The organism is Actinopolyspora biskrensis, assembly GCF_013408175.1.
Classification (GTDB): domain Bacteria; phylum Actinomycetota; class Actinomycetes; order Mycobacteriales; family Pseudonocardiaceae; genus Actinopolyspora; species Actinopolyspora biskrensis.
In genome coordinates this window covers 265,804-287,057 of record NZ_JACBYW010000004.1, presented here as the reverse complement: position 1 = coordinate 287,057, position 21,254 = coordinate 265,804, and the positions used below count along the sequence as shown (strand labels likewise).

Below are 21,254 nucleotides of genomic sequence, written 5' to 3'. Positions count from 1 at the left end.
ACCCCGGGAGAAGCAGTTGCCAGTGCCCTCCACAGCACGAGAAGTACGACTCGCCGCACGCCCGAACGGTTGGCCCACCGAGGACAACTTCGAGATCGCCACCGTCACCCCCGGGGAGCCGGGGCCGGGCCAACTGCTGGTGCGCAACCTGGTGATGAGCGTCGACCCGGCCATGCGCGGCCAGATGAACGACCGCCACACCTACGTGGCCCCCTTCCAAATCGGCGAACCGCTCACCGGAGCGGCCATCGGCGAGGTCGCCGTCTCCAACGCGGAAGGATTCGCGGCGGGCGACCTCGTCGTACACACCCTGGGGTGGCGCGAGTACGCGCTGCTCGACGGAACGGCCGCGCGACGGGCCGACCCCGAACTCGCCGGTCCCAACGCGTTCCTCGGCGTGCTCGGCGCCCCCGGGCTCACCGCCTACGCGGGACTGTTCGAGGTGGCCGGGCTGACCGAGAACGACGTGGTGTTCGTCTCCGGAGCCGCGGGCGCCGTCGGCTCCCTCGCCGGACAACTGGCCAAACTGCACGGAGCCCGCAAGGTGATCGGCAGCGCGGGATCCGACGAGAAGGTCCGCCACATCACCGAGGACCTCGGTTTCGACGCGGCGTTCAACTACAAGAAGGGCCCCGTCGGGGAACAGCTCGCCGAGCTCGCGGGCGAGGGAATCGACGTGTACTTCGACAACGTCGGCGGAGACCACCTGGAAGCCGCGATCCACACCATGAACGACTTCGGCCGCATCGCCATGTGCGGCGCGATCTCGCAGTACAACGAAGCCGAGGCGCAGCCGGGACCGCGCGGCATGTTCCAGATGGTGTCCAAGCGACTGACCGCGCGCGGCTTCATCGTGCTGGACCACTTCGACCAGTACCCGCGGTTCCTCGAACACGTCGGACCCTGGGTGCGCGACGGGCGAGTCCACTACGAGGAGACCGTGCTGAACGGTATCGAGAAGGCCCCCGAAGCCTTCCTCGGAATGATGCGCGGCGAGAACACGGGCAAGATGCTGGTCGACCTCCGCTGAGCCGCGCTCCGAGGCCGGACCACGAGCACCCGAACCAGCCACGACGGACGGAGGAGAACTTGAAGGCGACCCTGCTGCACGGGCCGGAGGACGTTCGCGTCGAACAGGTGCCCGACCCCGCGCTGCGCGTGAGCACCGACGCGATCGTGCGGGTGACGCACGCCTGCATCTGCGGCAGCGACCTGTGGCCCTACCGCGGGATCGGACTCACCCCCGACGGGGACGTTCCTGCCGAACCCCAGCGCATCGGGCACGAGTTCCTCGGCGTGGTCGAGGAAACCGGGTCCGAGGTGAACTCGCTGCGTCAGGGTGACGTGGTGGTCGCCCCGTTCACCTTCTCGGACGACGACTGCGAGTTCTGCCGCGAGGGGTTGCACACCTCGTGCGTCAACGGTGGCGGCTGGGGCTCCGCGGATGTGGACGGCGGCCAGGGCGAGGCCGTGCGGGTACCGCAGGCCGAGGGCACACTCGTGAAGCTGCCCGGCGGCTCCGACGAGGCGCTGAGCGCCTCGCTGCTGACGTTGTCGGACGTTTTCAGCACCGGGCACCACGCGGCCGTCTCCGCCTCGGTCGGACTCGGCTCCACAGTGGTCGTGGTCGGCGACGGCGCGGTCGGGCTCTCCGGCGTGCTCGCCTCCACTCGTCTCGGAGCGGACCGGGTGATCATCATGGGCAGGCACCAACGACGCACCGAACTGGCCGAGCACTTCGGCGCCACCGATGTGGTCCCCGAGAGGGGAGCCGAGGGGGTCGAACGGATCCGCGAGCTGACCGGCGGGCACGGCGCTTCGAGCGTGCTGGAGTGCGTGGGCACCGCCGACTCGCTGTCCACGGCCGTCGGTGCGGTCCGGGCAGGCGGATCGATCGGACGGGTCGGGGCGCCGACCTACGAGAACATCCCGCAACCGGCCGAGACGTTCCTCAGGAACGTGACCATCAGCGGCGGTGTCGCCCCGGCGCGCAACTACATCCCGAAGCTGTTGCCCGACGTGCTGGAGGGCAGGATCCAGCCCGGCCTGGTGTTCGACCGAACCCTCGAACTGGACGACATCTCCGAGGGCTACCGCGCGATGCACGAACGCGAGGCGCTCAAGGTGCTGGTCCGCCCGTGAGGCCACGCGGCCCGGAGGCCGCGTCGCGATACCGGCCCTCCCGGTCGCTCGGGGCGACCGGGAGGGTCTCGGGGGTTCACCTGCCGTCGAGCACTCGCAGCAGCGGCTCCACCGCACCGACCAGCTCGGGAGCTCCCGCCGCCGCGTTCTCCTCCGCTGACCGTCCGCCCTCGAACTCCCCCAGCTCGATGCCGACGAGCTCGTGCTCGGCGAGCACCTCGGACACCGCACGCAGCTGCTCGAGGGTCATACCGCCCGGAACCGGGTAGTCGGTGGACAGGATCCCCGGTTCCAGGACATCGCAGTCCAGGTGGAAGTGGACCGGGCGCCCGGCCACGGCCGAACGCAGCCTCTCCGGCAGATCAGCGCCGACGGGAACCGACCGCACCAGCCCCTCGTCGAGCATCCGCTGCTCCGCCGGATCGATGTCCCTGGCCCCACCGAGCACGATGTTGTCCGCGGACAGGTCCGCGCCCAGCCCGGAGTCCCACATCCCGGTGGCACCGGCCAGCACCATCCCACCGAGGTAACCACTGCCCGAAGTCCCCGGAGTGTTGAGGTCGGGGTGCGCGTCCAGCCAGACCACGCAGGCGTCGGGGCGGTGGCGTGCGACCACCGGCAGCGTGGCCAGCCCCACGGCACACCTGTTCATGGCCGTCACCGGAACCGATCCCGCCCGCAGGACCTCCTCGTAGCGCCGGGCCAGCCGGCGCAGCTCCGGCAGCGCGGCGGCGAGCTCCGTCTCCCACGAGGCGTTCAGAGCAGGCCGCGACTGCCCGATCGACACCGAACCGCTGCCGGTGCGCCGGGCGAGCTCCTCCCCCAGCAACCGTGCTCCGCGCATCCCGCGCTCGTTGTGGTCTCCCGCGCGCCCACGGAACACGGTCAGTGCGGACACGTCGCCACGCGTCATCGGGCCTCCTCAGCAGACACCGCAAGTCTCGGGTCACCGGATCCGACGCGCGGGAATTCCCCGACTCCCGCCGAGCCGCCACCGCGACGGCCGTCTCCGAGTCAGCGCTCGGGCAGTTCGAGGAGGCGGTCGGCGAGAGTTACGAGATCATCGGCGGTGGCGTCGGCCGGGGTGAACACGTCGCCGTACTCGCCCTCCAACCTACTGCACCAGCCCGCGCCGCATCCGGCCCGTTTGGCCCCGTGGCAGTCCCAGGCGTGCACGGCCACCAGCGCCATGTCGCGAGGGGCCACTCCGAGCCGGTGGGCGGCGACCCGGTAGATGCTCGGCGAGGGTTTCCAGACCCCGGCCTGCTCGGCAGTGACCACCCGGTCGACGTGGCGCGCCAGCCCCGCGTCCTCGAGAAAGCGGGCGGTCGCGTCGGGGTTCCCGACGGTGAGGCAACCGACGCGGACCCCCGCCTCGGAGAGCCTGCGCAGCGCCGGTTCGGCATCGGGGTGCGCGGGCAGTCCGGCGAATCCCTCGAGCACGTGGTCGATGTCGGCCTCGCTCGCGGTGTGCTCGGTGTCGGTGCGCAGCGCCTGGCGTGCCACGTCGTGGAAGGCGCCGAAGTCGCCGCTCAGGCTCAGCGCCATCGAGTCGCGCTGGAAGCGCATGAACCACGGTTGCAGCAGCTGTTCCGGCTGCCCGATCCCGACGAGGCGCTCACGCAGCGGTTCTATGGTCAGCAGGGTTTCGATGACGTCGAAGGCGACGGCGTGCGGCCTGGTGCTCATCCGGGGTTCTCCCTGTCCTGTCGGTTCGTCCCTGAAGGGGTACCATGACCATACATACCGGTTTGTATAGTCACAATGACGGGAAAGACCCACCGATGAACGAGAGCACGACGAACAAGCGACCACCCGCAGGCGAACGGATCCTGGAGGCGGCCTCGCGACTGTTCTACGAGAACGGAATCCGCGCCACCGGGGTCAACGCCGTCGCCGAGCGGGCCGGGGTCACCAAAGTGACCCTGTACTCCCACTTCGGTTCCAAGGACGGGCTGGTGACCGAGCACCTGCGGGCACGCGACCACGCCTGGCGCACCACGCTGTCCCGGTTCTTGGAGGACCGCGAAACTCCCGCGCAACGGCTCTCGGGGATCTTCGACGCCTACGAGCAGTGGACCGTGTCCGACCGGTTCCGCGGATGCGGCTTCGTCAACGCCGCCGTGGAGCTGACCGAGCCGCTGCACCCGGGACGGGAGATCATCGAGGAGCACAAGGAGGGGATCCGGCGGGAGCTGCGGGACATCGCCGAGACCGCGGGATGCGCCGACGCCGCGGAAGTGGCCGAGGAATGGTTCCTGCTGCTGGAAGGCGCCGTCGTGCGCTGCACGCTGCGCCACGACGTGCTGCCGCTGCACCGGGCGCACGAGGCGGCCCTGCGACTGGTGACGCCCGCGCGGGAAACCGGCTGACGGGAGCTCGTGGTCGCGAGGCGTCCGCGCGGACGAACCCACCGCCCGCGCGTGCATAGCCGTCCGAGATGCGCTCCCCTGGAGGGGCGGACCGAACGACCACGGGTCGAAGGGATGTTCGCCGATGACCGGGAACGGCACAGGGGCGCAGCGGGAAGGAACGGCCGGCGGGCTGGATGTCGAGGTGATCGCCACCTCCTCGCTGGGAGACCGCAGCTATCTCGCCACCGACGGCAGGACCGCCGTGGTCGTCGATCCCCAGCGGGACGTGGACCGGGTACTGGCCGTGGCGGGACGCCTCGAAGTGCGAGTCGGGCTCGTACTGGAGACGCACGTGCACAACGACTACGTCTCCGGCGGGCTGGAACTGGCCAGGCTCACCGGGGCCGACTACGGGATGGCCGCCGCCGACGAGCTCCCCTTCGAACACCTACCCATCGAGGACGGGCAGCTGCTCGAAGTCTCCCGGCACCTGCGCATAAGGGCCGTGGCCACCCCGGGGCACACCTACCACCACCTGTCGTACCTGCTGGAGGGGGACCTCGGCACCGTCGGCGTGTTCACCGGAGGATCACTGCTCTTCGGCACCACCGGCCGAACCGACCTGCTCGGCGAGCAGCACAGCGAACCGCTGGCCCGGCACCAGCACGCCTCCGCCCGCAAACTCGCCGAACTCCTCCCCGAGGGCGCACACCTCTGGCCCACGCACGGCTTCGGCAGCTTCTGCTCCGCGAGCCAGTCCGCCGGCGACTCCGGCACCATCGGAGCGGAGAAACGCTTCAACCCGGCGCTGACACTCTCCGAACGGGAGTTCGTCGACCAGCTCCTCACCGGGCTGGACACCTACCCCGCCTACTACGCGCACATGGGGGTGCACAACGCCGCGGGCCCCGAACCGCTCGATCTGCGCCGCCCCGCACCGGCCTCCCCGGAGGAACTCGCCCGGAGACTGGAACGCGGGGAATGGGTGGTCGACCTGCGATCCCGCAAGGCCTACGCCCGCTCCCACCTGCTCGGAACGATCAGCCTGGGCCTGGACGGACCGCTGGTCACCTGGCTGGGCTGGATGATCGACTGGGGTGCTCCGCTCACCCTGCTGGGCGAGACTCCCGAGGACGTGGCCGAGGCGCAGCGCGAACTCGCCCGCATAGGCATCGACAAGTTCGCAGCAGCCGCGGACGGGTACCCCGAGCAGCTCGCCGCCACCCCCGAACAGCTACGCGCCACCACCACGGCCTCCTTCCACGACCTCGCGGACACCCGTTCCGGGGACGGCAGCGGGTTCCCCGACGCGGACGTGGTCCTCGACGTGCGAACCAACAACGAGTTCCACGAGTCCCACATAGCCGGGGCCGTGCACATCCCGCTCTACGAACTGTCCAACCGGGCGGGCGAACTCCCCTCCGGGACGATCTGGGTGCACTGCGGCAGCGGCTACCGGGCCGCGGCGGCCAGCTCCCTGCTGGAATCGGCGGGCAGGCGAACGGTGCTGATAGACGACTCCTTCTCCGCGGCCGAGAACGCCGGGCTGGAAGTGCTCCCCTCCTGAAACGAACCCGTCGCCTTCCACGTACCTCATCGAGGTTCTCCGCCCCCGTCGCGGGTGGTCGCTGAGCGGAACCTCCCGCGGTGGCGCCGACTGCTCGGAGGAATCTCCGGCGCTGCCTGCTCCGAAAGCACCACGCCAGTCGTCGACACGGTCGGAAGACATCGGCCGGTGGGGACGAAACCCGGGAAGAACGGGAACAGGGACCACTCCGGAAGCCGACGCCGCCCGCTCGTTCGAGTCGTACGATTCTCGCACTTCGGATGACCCGAGCCCCGGCGCCACACGAACGCGGAAGGGGTCCGCATGCCGAGCGACGAACCCCGTCCCCCGTACCCCGCCGACGCGATCCACGAGGCTCCGCCCGCACTCGTCGGCCGCACCGCGGAACTCCACGTCCTCACCGAAGCGATGAGCGCACCACCAGCGGTGCTGCTGCTGGAAGGTGAAGCCGGGGTGGGCAAGACGCGGCTGGTCGGCGAAGCTCTCGAATCCCCCGTCCTGGACGGGCACGTCAAGCTGGTCGGCTCGTGCCGCCCCCCACGGGAGCCCTTCCCCTACGGGCCGGTGCTCGACGCGTTACGCGCACTCGTGGGCATCACCGTCCCGGCCCGGCTCGACCCGGTGACCGGAACACTGCGGTCACTGCTTCCCGAACTGAGCGACACGCTGCCACCGGCGCCCGAACGGCTCGCGGACCCGGCTGCGGAGCGGCACCTGGTGTTTCGCGGGTTCGACTCCCTGCTGCGAAGCATCGGATCCGCCGTGCTCGTGATCGAGGACCTGCACTGGTCCGACGAACACACCGGGGAACTGCTGCGCTTCCTCGTGAGCTCCCCACCACCGAACCTCGCCGTCGTGTTGACCTACCGGCGCGAGGACCTGCACGGACACCCCCCGCTGGGAACCGCGTACCGGCACCCGCCGAACACCCGCAGCGCGGTGCTGACGGTCCGGCCACTCGAACCGGAACAGGTCGGAGCGCTGGCCGCCGAACTCCTCGGAGCGGAAGCCCCCGAACCGGAATCCGCCCGGAAACTGCACGAACGAACCGCCGGCATCCCCTTCGTCGTCGAGGAAACGCTGCGGAACCGGCGGAACGGTGCCGAACGGGCCGCCAGTTCCCTCCTCGACGGCTTCCCCTCCGACCGGGACGACGTTCCCGTCCTGCTGCGCGATTCGCTGCTCGAACGATTGGACTCGCTGCCGCACGAGGCGGCACACCTGGTCAGAGCCGCCTCGGTGCTCGACCGTCCCGCCGGAGCGGAACTGCTCGGCAGGATGGCCGGCGTCGCCACCCCCGAACACCACCTGACGGCGGCACTGCGCGCCAACGTGCTGTACGCAACTCCCGAGGGGACTTACACCTTCCGGCACTCCCCGGCCCGCAGAGCCGTCTACGCGAGCCTCACCGTCCCGGAACGGACGGAGCTGCACGGCGCGGCCCTGCGCCGGCTCGCCGGAAACGACCCACCACCACTGCTCAGGCTGGCCCTCCACGCTCGCGCCTGCGGACACGTCGAGGCCTGGCTGCACTACGGCACGGCCGCCGCCGACCGCGCCACCGCCGCGGGCGATACGAGCACCGCCGTGGAACTGCTCGGCAGCTTGCTGACCACTTCCCACCTCTCCGCGGAACGTCTGAACCGGTTGGCGGTCAAGTACGCTCTCGCCGCGCTCGACGTCCCGGACCGGCGGGACGAGACCGCGGCGGTGCTGGAAGGCCTGCTCGACGAACCGCGGCTGTCCGGAACGGCAAGAGGACGGGTACGGCTCGCTCACGGCAAAATGCTGCTGGACACCGGCTCGGTCCAACCGGCTCGCGTCCAGCTCGAACTCGCGATCGAAGAGCTCCGCGAGGCTCCCGCGCAGGCGGCCGCCGGCATGGCGGCTCTCGCCGCGGTCCACTTCGGAACCACCCGTGTGGAGGAATGCCTCGACTGGCTGAGCAGCGCGGAGGACGTGCTCGGGGAAGTCGGTGAGGACAGCGGGGTCCGCGATGCGCTGGCCGAGACCGTTCCGACACGGCTGCACGGCGGAAAACCGGTGGAGGAATGGCTACGCCTCCTCGATCGGCTACCACCGGGAGCGACCGAACAGCACCGCACCGCCCGGGCGCACGCCAATATCGCCGATGCCTACCTCTGGCTCGGGGAATACACGCTGGTCGAGAAACACCTGGGAAGAGCACGCGGGCTCGCCCCCCGGAAGGAAGCACTCCCCCACCTGGACAACACCCTGCGCACCATCGAGTTCCGCCTGTGCTGGTCGACCGGGATGTGGCGGGACTCGACGAACAACGCCGTGGAACTGCTGCGCGACTGCCGGAACTCGCGGCCGCTGGTCGTGGAGCTATCGTTGCTCCTGGCGCTGATCGCGATCGCACAGGCGGACTGGGCGGAGGCCGAACGGTCGCTACATGCCACCGGACTGGACACCCCGGAGAACTCCCTCGCCCCCGTGGTGATCACGGCCGGCTCCGCGCGCGCCGGAATGCGGTTGGCACAGCACGATCTCCTGGGAGCCGCCCGAGCCGTCGACCAAGCGCTGACGATCGTGCGGCACAAAGGAGTGTGGCTCTGGGCGAGCGGACTCGTCCCGGTAGCGGCCGAGGTGTACACGCGCATCGGGCGGACGGCTGAAGCTCGACAAACCATCGACAGGTTCCGCTCCGCCACGACCGGCCGTTCCGCACCCGTCGTCGCCCCCGCGGTGGCGGCGGCCCACGCGGCGGTGTGCGAAGGCGAGGGCGACATCGGCTCCGCGGTCGAGTGGTGGAAAGTCGCCCACTCCGGATACGCTGCCCTGCCGCAGCCGTACAGCGCTGCCCTGATGGCCGAGAAGCTCGTCTTCCACGGTGCCGGGGAGCCCCCCGACGGGATCGGGCCGGAGGAGCTGGTCGACTCCTTCGAGCGGCTCGGGGCCACCGGGGACGCCGCCCGTTGCCGACATTCGTTGCGCTGCACGGGGAGACCTCTCTCCTCCAGACGCGGCAGGAAAGGCTACGGAAAGGAACTCTCCCCGCGGGAGCGGGAAGTGGCGAAGCTGGTGGCCCGGGGACGTACGAACCGGGAAATAGCTTCGGCGCTGTTCCTGTCCCCGCGGACCGTGGAGCAGCACGTGGCGAAAGCGATACGCAAACTGGGGCTGACGAACCGTGCGGACCTTCCACCGGAGTGACCAGCACACGAACCGAGCCGAACGAACTCCGGCACCACGACGGGTGAGCGGAGTTCCCAGCTTCGAGAACCCCGCTCACCCGCTCATCCGTGCCGATCACCGGCGGTGTCAGGCGAAGCAGTACACCGTGCCGAAGTCGTAGCACTGAACCTGGTGGGAGGCGGTGTCCGTAGCGCCCTCATCGTCGGTGACCGTGAGGGTGGCCGTGAACTGACCACCGGAGTAGGTGTGGCTGACCGTGCTTCCACTTCCGTTGGAACCATCGCCGAAGTCCCAGGCGTAGCCCGCTATGGAACCGTCCGCATCGGTCGAACCGCCGGCGTCGAACTCACAGCCGTTCGAGCAGTTCACGGTGAACGAGGCGTTGGGCGAGCTGTTTCCCGGGTTCTCCGGGTTGTCCCCGCTGTCCCCTCCGACGTGGAGCAGCTTGTTCGGCGATCCCGGACCGGGGTTCGAGATCTTGCCCGAGCTGGCGTTGTTCACCAACGTGTCGCTCACCTGGGCGGGCGAGGCCGCCGGGGTGTCACCGAGTACCAGCGCAGCGGCTCCGACCACGTGCGGAGTCGCCATCGAGGTGCCACTGATCGTGTTGGTATCGCTGTCGCTGCCGATCCACGCGGAGGTGATGTTGCTTCCGGGTGCGTAGATGTCCAGGCAATCACCGTAGTTGGAGTAGCTGGCCTCACCGTCCTGGCGGTTGGTGGCACCGACCGTCACCGCCGAGTCGACCCTCGCCGGCGAGTAACCGCACGCGTCGTCTCCCGAGTTCCCGGCCGCGACACCGTAGGTCACCCCGGCGGAGATCGAGTTCCGCACCGCGTCGTCAACCGATCCGCTGGTTGGACCGCCGAGACTCATGTTCGCGACCGAGGGACCGTCCGCGTTCTGCGTCACCCAGTCGATTCCGTCGATCACACCGGCGTACGAGCCGCTGCCCTGGCAATCCAGCACGCGCACACCGACGATGTCGACATTCTTGGCAACCCCGTACTCAGCGCCACCGATGGTGCCGGCCACATGGGTCCCGTGCCCGTTGCAGTCATTGGCGACGGAGTCGTTGTCGACGAAGTCGTAACCGTTGCTCGCCCTCCCCTCGAAGGTGTTGTGGCTGATCCGGGTACCGGTGTCGATCACGTACGCGGTCACGCCGCTGCCCTCGTTCGGATAGGTGTAGGAACCGTCCAACGGGAGGTCCCGCTGGTCGATCCGGTCCAGACCGTACGAGGGAGGGTCCTGCTGGGTGCCGAGAGCGTGCACCCGTTGGTTCTGCTCGACGTACTTGACGCCGGAGTCCGCGGCGAGGCGCTTGGCGGCCGATTCGTCCATGGACGTCGCGAAACCCCGTAGGGCGGCGTCGTAGGTGCGGTCGACCTGACCGCCGTAACGCTGGGTCAGATCGGTGGCCGCGGTGCTCACACCACCCGGGCCCGCCGCTGCCGCGTCCTCGAGCACGACGATGTAGCTGTCCTCGATGGCCGCGTCGACACCGGCGTTTCTGATCTGCTCCTCCGCGGCCTGCGCCGGCAGTGCCGCCGCGACCCCGAAAGAGGTCGCCACGGTGGCACCGAGACACAGACTCGCGAGTCTGCTGTGCCCCCTGTTCGGGTACCGCATCGTTCCTCCTGGTGATTACGCCGCCGGAAAGGCGGCGGGAACGGTCCTTCACCCGCATCCCTCCCCTCGGCCGCACGAGCGAAAAGAACTCGCATGACCTCGGAAAACGCGGATGAACAGTGCCCAAACGATCCGGTCACCACGAACGAAGAACAATCCGTGACACCGTACGTGCCCCCCGTACGGAACGGTCCGGTCCGTTCACGGAATTCCCGGACGGAAGTTCCACGCGAAGTTCCAGGAAGGCGGGCGAAGCCCCGCACGAACGGACAAACCGCCAAACAGCACGGGCGATGAACTGCGAAAACGACTTCCTATCCACTGTGACTGCCCGAGCACCTCGAACAAGGTCCGAAGTGTTGGCAGCTTTCCCCGAGAACACCGTCAACTGGGAAATACGGCACGAAGAAGAACGAAGCACCCCACTGATCGAGCTTCTCCGTTCAGGTCGTCGTGGGTGCTCGGCCGGCGGAACCTCCCGTGGGCTCCCGCTGCGGCTGCCCGACACCGGGAAGCGGCTGATCGCCAATACGACGGGAAGGATTCCGCAAGGAGAGCGGGGCACCGGCGGCGGGGAGCGAGCTCCCCGCCGCACGGCTCCGCGCGAGCCCCGAGTTACACAGCAGTCGGTCCGTCAGACGAACCGGAGGCGAAGGAAGCTTCGAACGCGAAGATGATACGCAAACAGAAAAACGCGAGAGAAATTCGAACGATTCGCCTCAGGTGCTCGATCCGCTCTCAACTTCCGGGCTGTCCTCGCGCGACAATCTCACACCGGAACAAGAACACAAACAACTCTCATAAGAGACGCGGGCGCCGCAGCGACACCCCGAATCCACCACACGAGTCAAGTAAGGCGAAATCACCTGCCCAGCTACAACTCATCGAATTCTTCGGAAACCAACTTTCCATGGAAACCTCCGTTCCGTATCAAACCCCAGACATATTTCCGAACCAGTTTCCGAACCCGGGAAACGAACGTCTTCAACCTAGCACCACGATCAACTTGTACTCCATCAATGTCATCCGAAGGTGCCAAAAAGGATTTCCGGAAGAGTGAAAGCGGCACACCCACCGAATGGCCCGGACACCGACCGTGATCAAATGAGGTCGCCGTACTCGCCGAACCAGTAGGCCAGCTTGCCCCTGCGCCCCACCGCCCGCAGCCTTCGCTCGGTGACCTCGCGCTTGGCGGTCGTGGTCACGATCAACAGCTGGTCCCCCTCCTCCACCCGGCTCTCCGGATGGGGAACGAAGACCCCGTACTCGCGGATCACGAGAGCCAGCACGCTGGGTTCCGGCAACTGCAGCTCGAGCACGGTGACGTAGTGCAACCGCGAACCACGCGGAATCGTGACCGTCAGGAGTTCGGCGTCGAGCACGTCGAGCGGCGCGGACTCCACCTGAACCTCCCTGGCCGCCTCCGGACGGATCAGACCGAGCGAACGGGCCAGAAACCGCAGGCTCGGCCCCTGCGCCAGGGTGAGGATCAGGATGAGGACGAACACGATGTCCACGAGCCGGTCGCTGCCCCGCACCCCGGCCACCACGGGAAACGTCGCCAGCACGATGGGAACCGCCCCGCGGAGCCCCGCCCAGGAGAGAAAGACCTGATCCCGCCACGGAAACCGGAAACCGGCCAGGGAGACCGCGACGGCCAGCGGACGTGCCAACAGCAACAGCACCACCCCGATCACCAGGGCGGGCAACACCTCACGATGCAACTCGCTCGGAGTGACCAGCAGCCCGAGCAGCACGAACAGGCCGATCTGGGCCAACCACCCCAGCCCTTCGGCGAAGGAACGCGTCGCGGAGCGGTGCGGCAGCCCCGTGTTCGCCAGCACCATCCCGGCGAGGTAGGCGGCGATGAACCCACTGGACCGGGCCACACCGGCCGCGGCGAAGGCCAGCACCCCCAGTCCGAATATCGCGAGCGGGTAGAGCCCCGAAGCAGGCAGCGCTATCCGGGGCAGCACGAGGGAGCCGATCACGCCCAGCAGGAGCCCGATGGCCGCGCCTGCGGCGAGCTGGTACACCAGCGAACCGAGCACGTGCCACGGCTGCATCCGCAGGGGTGTCGAGCTGAACAGCAGCACCAGTATCACGGTCGGCGCGTCGTTGAACCCCGACTCGGCTTCCAGCAGCCCAGCCATGCGCCTCGGTATCGGCAGCACGCGCAACACCGAGAACACGGCGGCGGCGTCGGTGGAGGACAGCACCGCTCCGAGCAGCAGGGCCAGTTGCCAGTCGAGCCCCAGGAAGAAGTGCGCTCCCAGCGCGGTCACCCCGACACTGACCCCGACTCCCAGCGTGGCGAGCACCCCGGCGGGCGCGAGCAGTTTGGAGACGTCGGACCACTTGGTGGTCAGCCCGCCCTCGACGAGGATGATCGCCAACGCCGCGGTGCCCAGGTTCTGCGCCAGCTGTGGATCATCGAGGTCCACCCCCAGCACGTCCTCCCCGAGGATCACCCCGACCGCGAGGAAGAGCAGCAGGCTCGGCAGACCGACCCGGGACGCGATCCGGGTGGCGACTATGCTCGCCAGGAGAACGACACCGCCCGCGAACAACGCCAGGTAGAGCTCGTTCAGGTTCATCGCACCCCCGGTCTCCCGTGTGACGCCGCTGCTGCCGCGCACGGGTGCTGCGGGTCACCACCGCGGTCGGTGGTGCCCAAGTACACCAAGATCGGCAGCTTCGTGCGGGCTCGGCCGGTCGACGTCCCCGGGCCATCTGGGCGAAAAGGCATCTCCCGGAGGCGCGCTCCACGGCGAGAGGGGTCCGGCGGGCTCGTGAGAGCGCGGAGTGACTCGGCCCACTGGCTCTACCGCACCGTTCTACTGGCCAGTAACATCCGTTCTCATGACCGCTGATTACGACTGGGTGGCGGAGACGATGGCCAAAACCGTGCCGTGGGTCGGCACAGCGGGCATCGAATTCCTCGAACTCGAAGCCGAGCGAGTGGTCTGCGCGCTGCGCGACACTCCCGAACAACGGAACCACGTGGGCGGCCCGCACGCCGCGGTGATGTTCGGACTGGCCGAAACGGCCTCCGGCGCGGTGACCCTCGCCGCGTTCACCCCACTGCTCGAACGGGCCGTTCCCCTGGTCACCAGCTCGGAGATCCACTACGAAAAGCTCGCTCTCGGCGATCTGACCACGGAAGCGGTCCTCGGCGGAGACGTCGAGGAGGTGACCGCGGAGCTGGACGAAGGCGGACGGCCGGAGTTCCCGGTGCACTGCACGATCCGCGACTCCGCGGGAAACACCACGGGGAGGATGACCGTCCGCTGGACCCTGCGCCCCGCACGGTCCTGACTCAGCCCGGGCGGGGAAACGGCCGTCCCCCGCCCGAGCGGCCTTCCACCAGTTCGACCAAGCGGTGCAGCAGAGCCCGCTGGGCGGTGACGATCCTGGCCTCCGCCGCGGGCACACCGAACCAGGAGACCCGATCGATCTCCGGGAACTCGCGGAGAACCCCGGAGCCTCTCGGCCACTCCACGGTGAAGGTCCCCGGCGTGATCCCCTCCGGATCGAGATCCCCGGGCACGGCCCAGGCGTGCACCCGCTTGCCTCCCGACTGACGCACCTCGCCCAACGGGACGAGCTCCCCCGCGGGCGGCTCGATCCCGAGTTCCTCGCGAAACTCGCGGAGCGCGGCGTCCCGCGGGGCCTCGTCAGCCCCGTACTCTCCCTTGGGAATCGACCAGGCACCGCTGTCCCGTCCACGCCAGAACGGACCGCCCATGTGTCCCAGCAACACCTCGACCTCGTGTCCCCGCTCGCGGAACACGAGAATCCCGGCACTCGATCCACCAGCCACTCGAGCGATTCTGTCGCCTGCGGAGGTGAAACGCTCAGCGGCACAATCATGAATATTTTTCCGAGAATGCCCCGGAACGGGAAGCGCGGGAAGCGTCGCCGATAAACTGTGAGCCACTTCCACACCCGACGGAGCACCACCGGGTACACGGAACCGACGACCACGCCGCCCTCCCCGCGAAAGCCACTTTCGATGACCGAGACGAACCGGAGAACGGGCGAGGTGCCGCTCCACGAGCACCACGGGAAACGCGATCCCTCCTCCGAGGACCGTTCGGAAAAAGGTGTCTCGTGAACAAGCACCGCGTCGTGACGGACCTGCTCCGCGCGCGTTCACTACGCCGCAGGTTACTCATCGGGTCCACCGTGCTCGCCACGATCGCCGTGCTGCTGTCGCAGGTAATCGGGGTACTCGTCCTGCGTTCGTGGTTGTTGAGCCGGGTGGACCAGCAGCTGGAGGACTTCGTTCCCCCACCTCCGGAGATGGCGCACGGAGGACCTCCGGCCGAGCGGGCCCCGGAACACCTCCCCTCCGATTTCCAGCTCTACTTCTACCGGAACGGCGAGCTGCGGAACTCACTCGGAACCGGTTCCGGGGACGGTCCGCGGTTGCCGGACTCCACCGCCGGGCTCCCGTCCTCCTTCGGAGACCCCGCTACCGTTCCGGCCACCTCCGGTTCGGGAAGCTGGCGCGTGCTGCACCGCGACGCACCGGGGAACACCACCGCGGTCGTCGCCCTCCCGCTGGACACGCTGGAAGGCGCGATGTCCAAGCTCATCTGGCTGAACGCGGCCCTGCTGCTGGCGACCGTGATCGGCTTGTTCACGGTCGGACGCTGGGTCGTGCGGCTCGGGCTGCTGCCGTTGACGCGCATGGAGAACACCGCCGCGGCGATAGCCGACGGCGACCTGGAACTGCGGCTGCGGGAAACGGACCCGCACACCGAGATCGGCAGGCTCGGCCGGGTGCTCAACACCATGATCGAACGGTTGCGCACCGCGCTGCGGGAACGGGAGGCATCGGAGAACCGGCTGCGCCGATTCGTCGCGGACGCCGGGCACGAACTGCGCACCCCGCTCACCTCCATGCGCGGCTTCGCGGAGCTCGTCCTCAAGCACGAGTCCCTGCCGGCCCGGCAGCGCCAGGAAGCCCACAGGATGATCGAGCGGAACGCGGAACGGATGAGTCGGCTCGTCGAGGACATGCTGCTGCTGGCGAAGCTGGACAGGGAACCGACCTACGACCGCGAGTCGGTGGAGCTGCTCTCGGTGGCCGCCGACGTCGTCAGCGACCGCGCCCCGCGGGAATCCGCGCGCCGAGTACTGCTGGACTCGCTGCACGCCGACGCGGAGGAGCTGGAGTCCGCGCCGGTCGTCGGGGACTCCCACCGGTTGAGCCAGGTGGTGGGCAACCTGGTTTCCAACGCGCTGGCGCACACACCTTCCGAGAGCGACGTGCACGTCAGGGTGGGGTGCACCACGGCGCGCGCGGAGAGCGGAGGCGTGGACCGCCCCGGAAGATGGGGCTCCGCACCGGAACTCGGCCCGGGGACGCGCATCGCCGTGGTGGAAGTGGCGGACAACGGTCCCGGGTTGTCCGCCGAGCAGGCGGGCCAGGTGTTCGAGCGTTTCTACCGGGCCGACCCGGCCCGCTCCCGCGAACAGGGCGGCAGCGGGCTGGGCCTGGCGATCGCAGCCGCCATAGCCGGGGCTCACAGCGGCAGGATCGAACTGGACACCGCGCCGGGGGACGGGTGCGTTTTCCGGCTCGTGGTGCCGACGAGCCGGTGACGAGCCCGCACCGCCGCTCACAGCGAGACGGCGAAGTCCTACTGGCGAAGTCCTACTGGGACTGACCGAGCAGCCGTTCCCTCAGGTCCTTCTTGGAGAACTTGCCCGTACTGGTCTTGGGGAGCTCGTCGACGAACCACACCTCGTCCGGCAGCCACCACTTCGCGACCCGCTCCCTGAGGTGATCGTAAACCTCGTCGGCGGTCAGCTGCCCGCCCTGCTCCACGACCACGCAGGCCACGGGGCGTTCCGTCCACTTGGGGTCGGGCTTGGCGATCACCGCCGCCTCCGCCACCCACTCGTGAGCCATGATGACGTTCTCCAGCTCGACGGAGGAGATCCACTCCCCTCCGGACTTCACCAGGTCCTTCGTCCGGTCCACCAGCCGCACGAATCCGTGCTCGTCCATCGTGGCCACGTCGCCGGTGCGCAGCCAACCGTCCGCGCTGAACGCGTCCGAGCCCTCGTCCCCGTAGTAGGCCGAGGCGATCCACGGGCCTGCCGCCTGCAACTCGCCGGGAGTGGCTCCGTCCCAGGGCTGTTCCGCACCGGTGTCCATGTCCACGATGCGGAGATCGACCAGCGGGACCGCCTGTCCCTGCGTGGCACGCACCTGGATCAACGACTCGCTGTCCAGCCCCTCGTGGTGACTGCGCGGGCTGGCCACCGAGGCCAACGGGCTCGTCTCGGTCATGCCCCACGCCTGGGTGATCGGGATTCCGATCGCCGCACGCCACCCCTCGGAGAGGGCGGTCGGGATCGCGGCCCCGCCGCCGACCACCACGCGCAGGCTGGACAGGTCGTGCTCGCCGAGCAGCGGCAGCATCCCCATCCAGATGGTGGGCACACCGGCGGTGGTGGTCACCCTGTGCCGTTCCAGCATCTCGACCAGGGCTTCCGGTTTCATGGCCGGGCCGGGGAAGACGATCGAGGAGCCTGCGAACACGGCGGCGTAGGGCAGCCCCCAGGCGTTGACGTGGAACATCGGGACGACCGGGAGTATCGTGTCCCGCTCGCTCAGGCCGACGGCGTCCACCGTCAGGCTCACCAGCGAGTGCAGCACGGTGGAGCGGTGCGAGTAGACCACTCCCTTGGGGTGCCCCGTGGTTCCCGAGGTGTAGCACATGGCCGCCGCGGCGTTCTCGTCGGCGACCTCGAACCGGCCGCGGAACGGCTCCGCGGAGGCCAGCAGCTCCTCGTAGTGCCGGATCCGCGGATCGTCCGGTATCTCGGCTTCGGCGCCGTCGTCGATCACCACGAAGTGGCGCACCGTCGCCAACCTGTCGGCCATCGGCCACAGCATCGGCAGCAACGAGCGGTCCACGAAGATCACGTCGTCGCCCGCGTGCTCGACGATGTAGGCCACCTGCTCGGCGAACAGCCTGATGTTGAGGGTGTGCAGCACTCGCCCGGTGCACGGCACCGCGAAGTACAGCTCCAGGTGGCTCTGCGTGTTCCACGCGAAGGTGGCGACCTTGGCATCCTGCGGGACACCGAGACCGTCCAGGGCCGTGGCGAGCCGCCGCACCCGGGTGCTCCACTCCCCGTAGGTGTTGCTCACCTCGCCCCGCAGAGTGGTCGTGACGATCCTCTTGTCGTGGAACTGACGCTCCGCCCTGTGGAAAAGCTGCGGAATGGTCAGCGGGCTGTCCTGCATCAATGCCTGCATATCGTGCTCTCTCGCTCTCCCCGCCGTACGAACACCTCGAACCCGGCCGGCACAGATCGAACCTCGACTCTGTGACGCCGAACACACTACTGTGTATCAGCCGTTCAGGGGTATTGGCACTATGTCGCCGGCCCACTGATGGGGCGGAGGCGTTGTGCATCCAACACAACCGGGACATCGCCGAAAACCGCGTTGGGCGCTCCGCCCGCGAACACCACTAACGTTTCCGCAGCTCCAGGGCATGCAGCGCCAGACTGAGCCAGACCGTCTCCCGCACTCCGGTAACCGGACGGCACAACAACGCCTCGACGCGGCTCAACCTGTTCAACACCGTGTTGCGGTGGCAGTAGAGCCGGGCGGCGGTCCTTTTGGCCGAGCAGTCGGCGGACAGCCAGGTCTCGAGGGTTTCGAGCAGCACCGCCCGTTCGGCCTCCGGCAGGCTCAGGACCGGCGCCAGAGTCCGTTCCACCAACCGGTCGGCCAGCTCCGGGGAGCGCGCCACCAGGGCCTGGGGCAACCGTCCGTCCAACCACGCCGTTTCGGTCGTGCCCCCCGGCAACGAGCGCAGGGCGAGCACGGCGAGCTCCCTGGCGTGGGGAACGGCATCGCCCCGCTCGACCGTCGGCGAGACCCCCACGCCCGCGTGCACGACACTCCGCAACAACCCGGGGATCTCCTCCACCGGACGATCACCCACGGCAACCAGCCCCACGAGCGTGTCGGCCTGGGCCTGCCACACCGAACCTATTCCGTGCTGCTCCAAGGTGCTCTCCGGAGCGGGCACGTCGGCGACGTTCGAGGGGACCTCGGCCGCGACCACCAGGTACGGCCCCGAAGTGGGCAGTCCGAGGGCACGCAGCGCGGACTCGATGAAGTCGGAGTCGCCACCGGTTCCGCGCAGCAACCCGTCGACGAGCACCTGGCGGCGCTGCTCGTCGACCCGGAGCATCTCCAGCTCGGCGGCACGGTAGGAATCCGAAACCGCGAGGGAGACCGCGTCCACGACGTTCCAGATCGAGGTTCCGACCTCCAGCAACGTGTCCTGATCGAACTCGCGTTCCTTTCGCGCGGCTTCGAGGGCGCTGGACCACACCACGCGACCGCCGAGCCGGAACGAACGCAGCACCAGATCGAGCGCGACCCGTTGCTCGGCACGCAGCCTTCCCGTGCTGCGGGCGGCGTCGTAGGGATCCTCTCCGGGCGGGACGCGCAGGCCGAGCAGTTGCAGCACCCGCTGGAGGTTCGCGCGGCAGGAGTCACGCAGATCGGACTCCGCCACGCGCTGCGAGTCGTAGTACTCGGGGTTCTCCTCGATGATGTCGTCGACCAGCCGGTCCGTGACGGAGTCGATCTCGGCGAGCATGGAACGCGCCAACCGAGCCGCCGCTTCGGGCGCACCTCCGTCCGCCCCGGAGCGGGCTCCACCGGCACTCGTACGGTCGGACACTAGAAGTCCTGCCCCGACTCCGCGCTCGTCCGGGCGGAGCTGTGCAGTCTGCGCAGGTGCAGCTGCCGCTTCAGCCTGATGGCCGGCCGGACCGCGAGTTCGATGCTGCCCACGAGGAAGAACCAGGTTCCGAGGAAGGTTGTGGATTCCCAGAAGAACAGGACACTGCCCACCACGAACCACAGCGCGATGAGAATGTCGTTGATGATGCTCAGCGCCTCGTAGCGCTTGCGGATCGACAGCTCCTCGTGTCCGATCCGCAGCACCAGCGGCGTGGAGGCGGAGGGATCGGAGGACTCGCTCATCTTTCCATCGTCGCACCCGGCCGGGTGAGCTCTGTCGAGCAGCCGCGCCGGAGAAGCGTCCGAAGGAGGCCTCACGAACCGCTCGGGCACGAGAAGGGCTGACCGACCCCGCCTCCCCGGCCCACGCAGGGGACGCTTCGCGCGAACCGTCCTTTCTGGAACGACTCCAGAATGACGGTTTCGCGCGAAACGCTCGGAAGTTCCCGAGGCGCCGACTCACGTGACGGCCACCCGACCAGGCCGCACGAGCCCTCCTCCGTGGGGTCTCAGGCCACGCCTTCCGGGCTGGCCCCCTCGATCGACACGGCGGAGGAGGTAATGCTGTCGATCTCGACCAGGTCCTGCGGGGTCAGCTCCAGATCGGCGGCGGCCAGGCTGTTCTCGATGTTGCGCGAACTCCGCGCCCCGACGATCGCGACGTGCACGCCCCGCTGGGCGAGCACCCAGGCGATCGCGAGCTGACTCACGTTCGTCCCACGTTCGGCGGCGAACCGGGAGAGCTGTTCCACGATGTCCAGATTGCGCCGGAACGTGTCGCCCTGGAAGGCCGAGGAGTGGGCACGCCAGTCGCTCGACTCGAAGGTGCTCTCCGTGGAGAGCCTGCCCGTCAACAGTCCGCTGGCCAACGGGCTGTAGGCGAGCACGCCGATGTCGTGCTCACGCGTGTAGGGCAGCACCTCCCGTTCGATACCACGTCGAAACAGGTGGTACGGCGGTTGGAGCGTCTCCACGGGACGGGTGCGGTCGAACTCCGCCATCTGGGCGGCGTCGTAGTTGGACACGCCCACGTGGCGGATCTTGCCCTCGTCCACGAGCTCCTGCAGCGCGCTCGCGGTCTCCTCGGCCGGGGTCCGCTCGTCCGGCCAGTGCACCTGGTACAGGTCGATGTGGTCCACGCCGAGGGAGCTCAGGCTCTCGGTCACGCCCTGACGCAGGTTCGCGCGCCGCGCGTCCCTCGGGCGTTCCCCTCCGGGATTGATACCGCCCTTGGTCGCGATGACCAGGCTGTCCCGGTCCCTCTTCAGCTCGTCCCGCAGCGCGCGCCCCAGGACCTCCTCGGACTTGCCGAAGCCGTAGGCCTGTGCCGTGTCGAAGAAATTGACCCCCAGCTCACGCGCGTGGCGGATCGCGGTGACGGCCTGTTCCTCGTCGAAGGATCCCCACTCGCCACCCAGCTGCCAGGTGCCGAAGGCGATCCGGGACACCTCCATACCCGTCTTTCCCAACACTGTGGTCTGCATACTTCCATGACACCGGACACCGCGAATTTTCGCCACCTCGCACGCACAACGTCACAGGAACACTCTTTCGTGTAATTTCCGAAGTTTCCCACGTCACGCCGAAAGCACGAAAAAACACTCTTCCG

Annotated in this window: 16 protein-coding genes; 7 read left to right on the top strand and 9 right to left on the bottom strand. The window is 68.6% G+C overall.

Translation table 11 applies throughout. The features are described from left to right. The first annotated feature begins 22 nt into the window (after positions 1-22). Positions 23-1,030, top strand: a complete 1,008-nt coding sequence (locus FHR84_RS12375) for a zinc-binding dehydrogenase (RefSeq protein ID WP_179535636.1) — start codon at positions 23-25, stop codon at positions 1,028-1,030. Between the two features lie 59 nt (positions 1,031-1,089). Continuing rightward, the gene (locus FHR84_RS12370) at positions 1,090-2,142 is read left to right on the top strand and encodes a zinc-binding dehydrogenase (RefSeq protein WP_179535635.1); all 1,053 of its coding nucleotides are present in this window, start codon (positions 1,090-1,092) and stop codon (positions 2,140-2,142) included. Between the two features lie 76 nt (positions 2,143-2,218). Here FHR84_RS12370 and FHR84_RS12365 read toward each other — a convergent pair whose 3' ends face one another. Together FHR84_RS12365 and FHR84_RS12360 are read right to left on the bottom strand one after the other, a co-directional pair. After that, positions 2,219-3,055 (bottom strand): arginase family protein, encoded by an 837-nt coding sequence (locus FHR84_RS12365; RefSeq protein WP_179535634.1) that lies wholly within the window; start codon positions 3,053-3,055, stop codon positions 2,219-2,221. Positions 3,056-3,156: 101 nt separating this feature from the next. Next, a complete protein-coding gene (locus tag FHR84_RS12360) occupies positions 3,157-3,831 on the bottom strand; it encodes a haloacid dehalogenase type II (protein ID WP_179535633.1) in 675 nt (224 codons plus the stop codon). Positions 3,832-3,926: 95 nt separating this feature from the next. Between FHR84_RS12360 and FHR84_RS12355 the strand changes: the two genes are divergently transcribed. The 3 genes from FHR84_RS12355 (at position 3,927) to FHR84_RS12345 (ending at position 9,240) form a co-directional block, all read left to right on the top strand. After that, the gene (locus tag FHR84_RS12355) at positions 3,927-4,514 is read left to right on the top strand and encodes a TetR/AcrR family transcriptional regulator (protein WP_179535632.1); all 588 of its coding nucleotides are present in this window, start codon (positions 3,927-3,929) and stop codon (positions 4,512-4,514) included. Positions 4,515-4,638: 124 nt separating this feature from the next. Further along, positions 4,639-6,063 carry a rhodanese-like domain-containing protein gene (locus FHR84_RS23260; RefSeq protein ID WP_179535631.1) on the top strand — a complete coding sequence of 475 codons (1,425 nt, stop codon included), beginning with the start codon at positions 4,639-4,641 and terminating at the stop codon, positions 6,061-6,063. 303 nt (positions 6,064-6,366) lie between these two features. Further along, the gene (locus FHR84_RS12345) at positions 6,367-9,240 is read left to right on the top strand and encodes an ATP-binding protein (protein WP_179535630.1); all 2,874 of its coding nucleotides are present in this window, start codon (positions 6,367-6,369) and stop codon (positions 9,238-9,240) included. A gap of 108 nt (positions 9,241-9,348) precedes the next feature. On the opposite strand, the gene FHR84_RS12340 is transcribed toward FHR84_RS12345, so the two are convergent. Together FHR84_RS12340 and FHR84_RS12335 are read right to left on the bottom strand one after the other, a co-directional pair. Beyond that, on the bottom strand, positions 9,349-10,854 hold the full coding sequence (locus FHR84_RS12340) for a S8 family serine peptidase (RefSeq protein WP_179535629.1): 1,506 nt from the start codon (positions 10,852-10,854) through the stop codon (positions 9,349-9,351). 1,100 nt (positions 10,855-11,954) lie between these two features. Then, positions 11,955-13,451 carry a potassium/proton antiporter gene (locus FHR84_RS12335; protein WP_179535628.1) on the bottom strand — a complete coding sequence of 499 codons (1,497 nt, stop codon included), beginning with the start codon at positions 13,449-13,451 and terminating at the stop codon, positions 11,955-11,957. A gap of 265 nt (positions 13,452-13,716) precedes the next feature. Between FHR84_RS12335 and FHR84_RS12330 the strand changes: the two genes are divergently transcribed. Next, positions 13,717-14,172, top strand: coding sequence for a DUF4442 domain-containing protein (locus FHR84_RS12330; protein ID WP_179535627.1), 456 nt, complete (start codon positions 13,717-13,719; stop codon positions 14,170-14,172). A gap of 1 nt (position 14,173) precedes the next feature. Here the strand turns inward: FHR84_RS12330 and FHR84_RS12325 are convergent, their stop codons facing one another. Next, positions 14,174-14,677 carry an NUDIX domain-containing protein gene (locus FHR84_RS12325; protein ID WP_179535626.1) on the bottom strand — a complete coding sequence of 168 codons (504 nt, stop codon included), beginning with the start codon at positions 14,675-14,677 and terminating at the stop codon, positions 14,174-14,176. A 290-nt stretch (positions 14,678-14,967) separates the two neighbouring features. Here FHR84_RS12325 and FHR84_RS12320 point away from each other — a divergent pair, with 290 nt between their 5' ends. Continuing rightward, positions 14,968-16,467: an ATP-binding protein gene (locus tag FHR84_RS12320; protein WP_179535625.1), complete on the top strand. Its 1,500-nt coding sequence runs from the start codon at positions 14,968-14,970 to the stop codon at positions 16,465-16,467. A 52-nt stretch (positions 16,468-16,519) separates the two neighbouring features. Here the strand turns inward: FHR84_RS12320 and FHR84_RS12315 are convergent, their stop codons facing one another. From FHR84_RS12315 to FHR84_RS12300, 4 genes are all read right to left on the bottom strand, one after another. Beyond that, positions 16,520-18,136, bottom strand: coding sequence for a long-chain fatty acid--CoA ligase (locus FHR84_RS12315; protein WP_179535624.1), 1,617 nt, complete (start codon positions 18,134-18,136; stop codon positions 16,520-16,522). Positions 18,137-18,353: 217 nt separating this feature from the next. After that, complete coding sequence (locus FHR84_RS12310; RefSeq protein WP_179535623.1) at positions 18,354-19,583, bottom strand: RsbRD N-terminal domain-containing protein; 1,230 nt, start codon at positions 19,581-19,583, stop codon at positions 18,354-18,356. Then, positions 19,583-19,888 carry a YrhK family protein gene (locus tag FHR84_RS12305; protein ID WP_179535622.1) on the bottom strand — a complete coding sequence of 102 codons (306 nt, stop codon included), beginning with the start codon at positions 19,886-19,888 and terminating at the stop codon, positions 19,583-19,585. The genes FHR84_RS12310 and FHR84_RS12305 overlap by 1 nt, the downstream gene beginning before the upstream one ends. A 266-nt stretch (positions 19,889-20,154) precedes the next feature. Then, entirely contained in the window at positions 20,155-21,129 is a 975-nt protein-coding gene (locus tag FHR84_RS12300) for an aldo/keto reductase (protein ID WP_179535621.1), read from the bottom strand. Between the last annotated feature and the right edge of the window lie 125 nt (positions 21,130-21,254).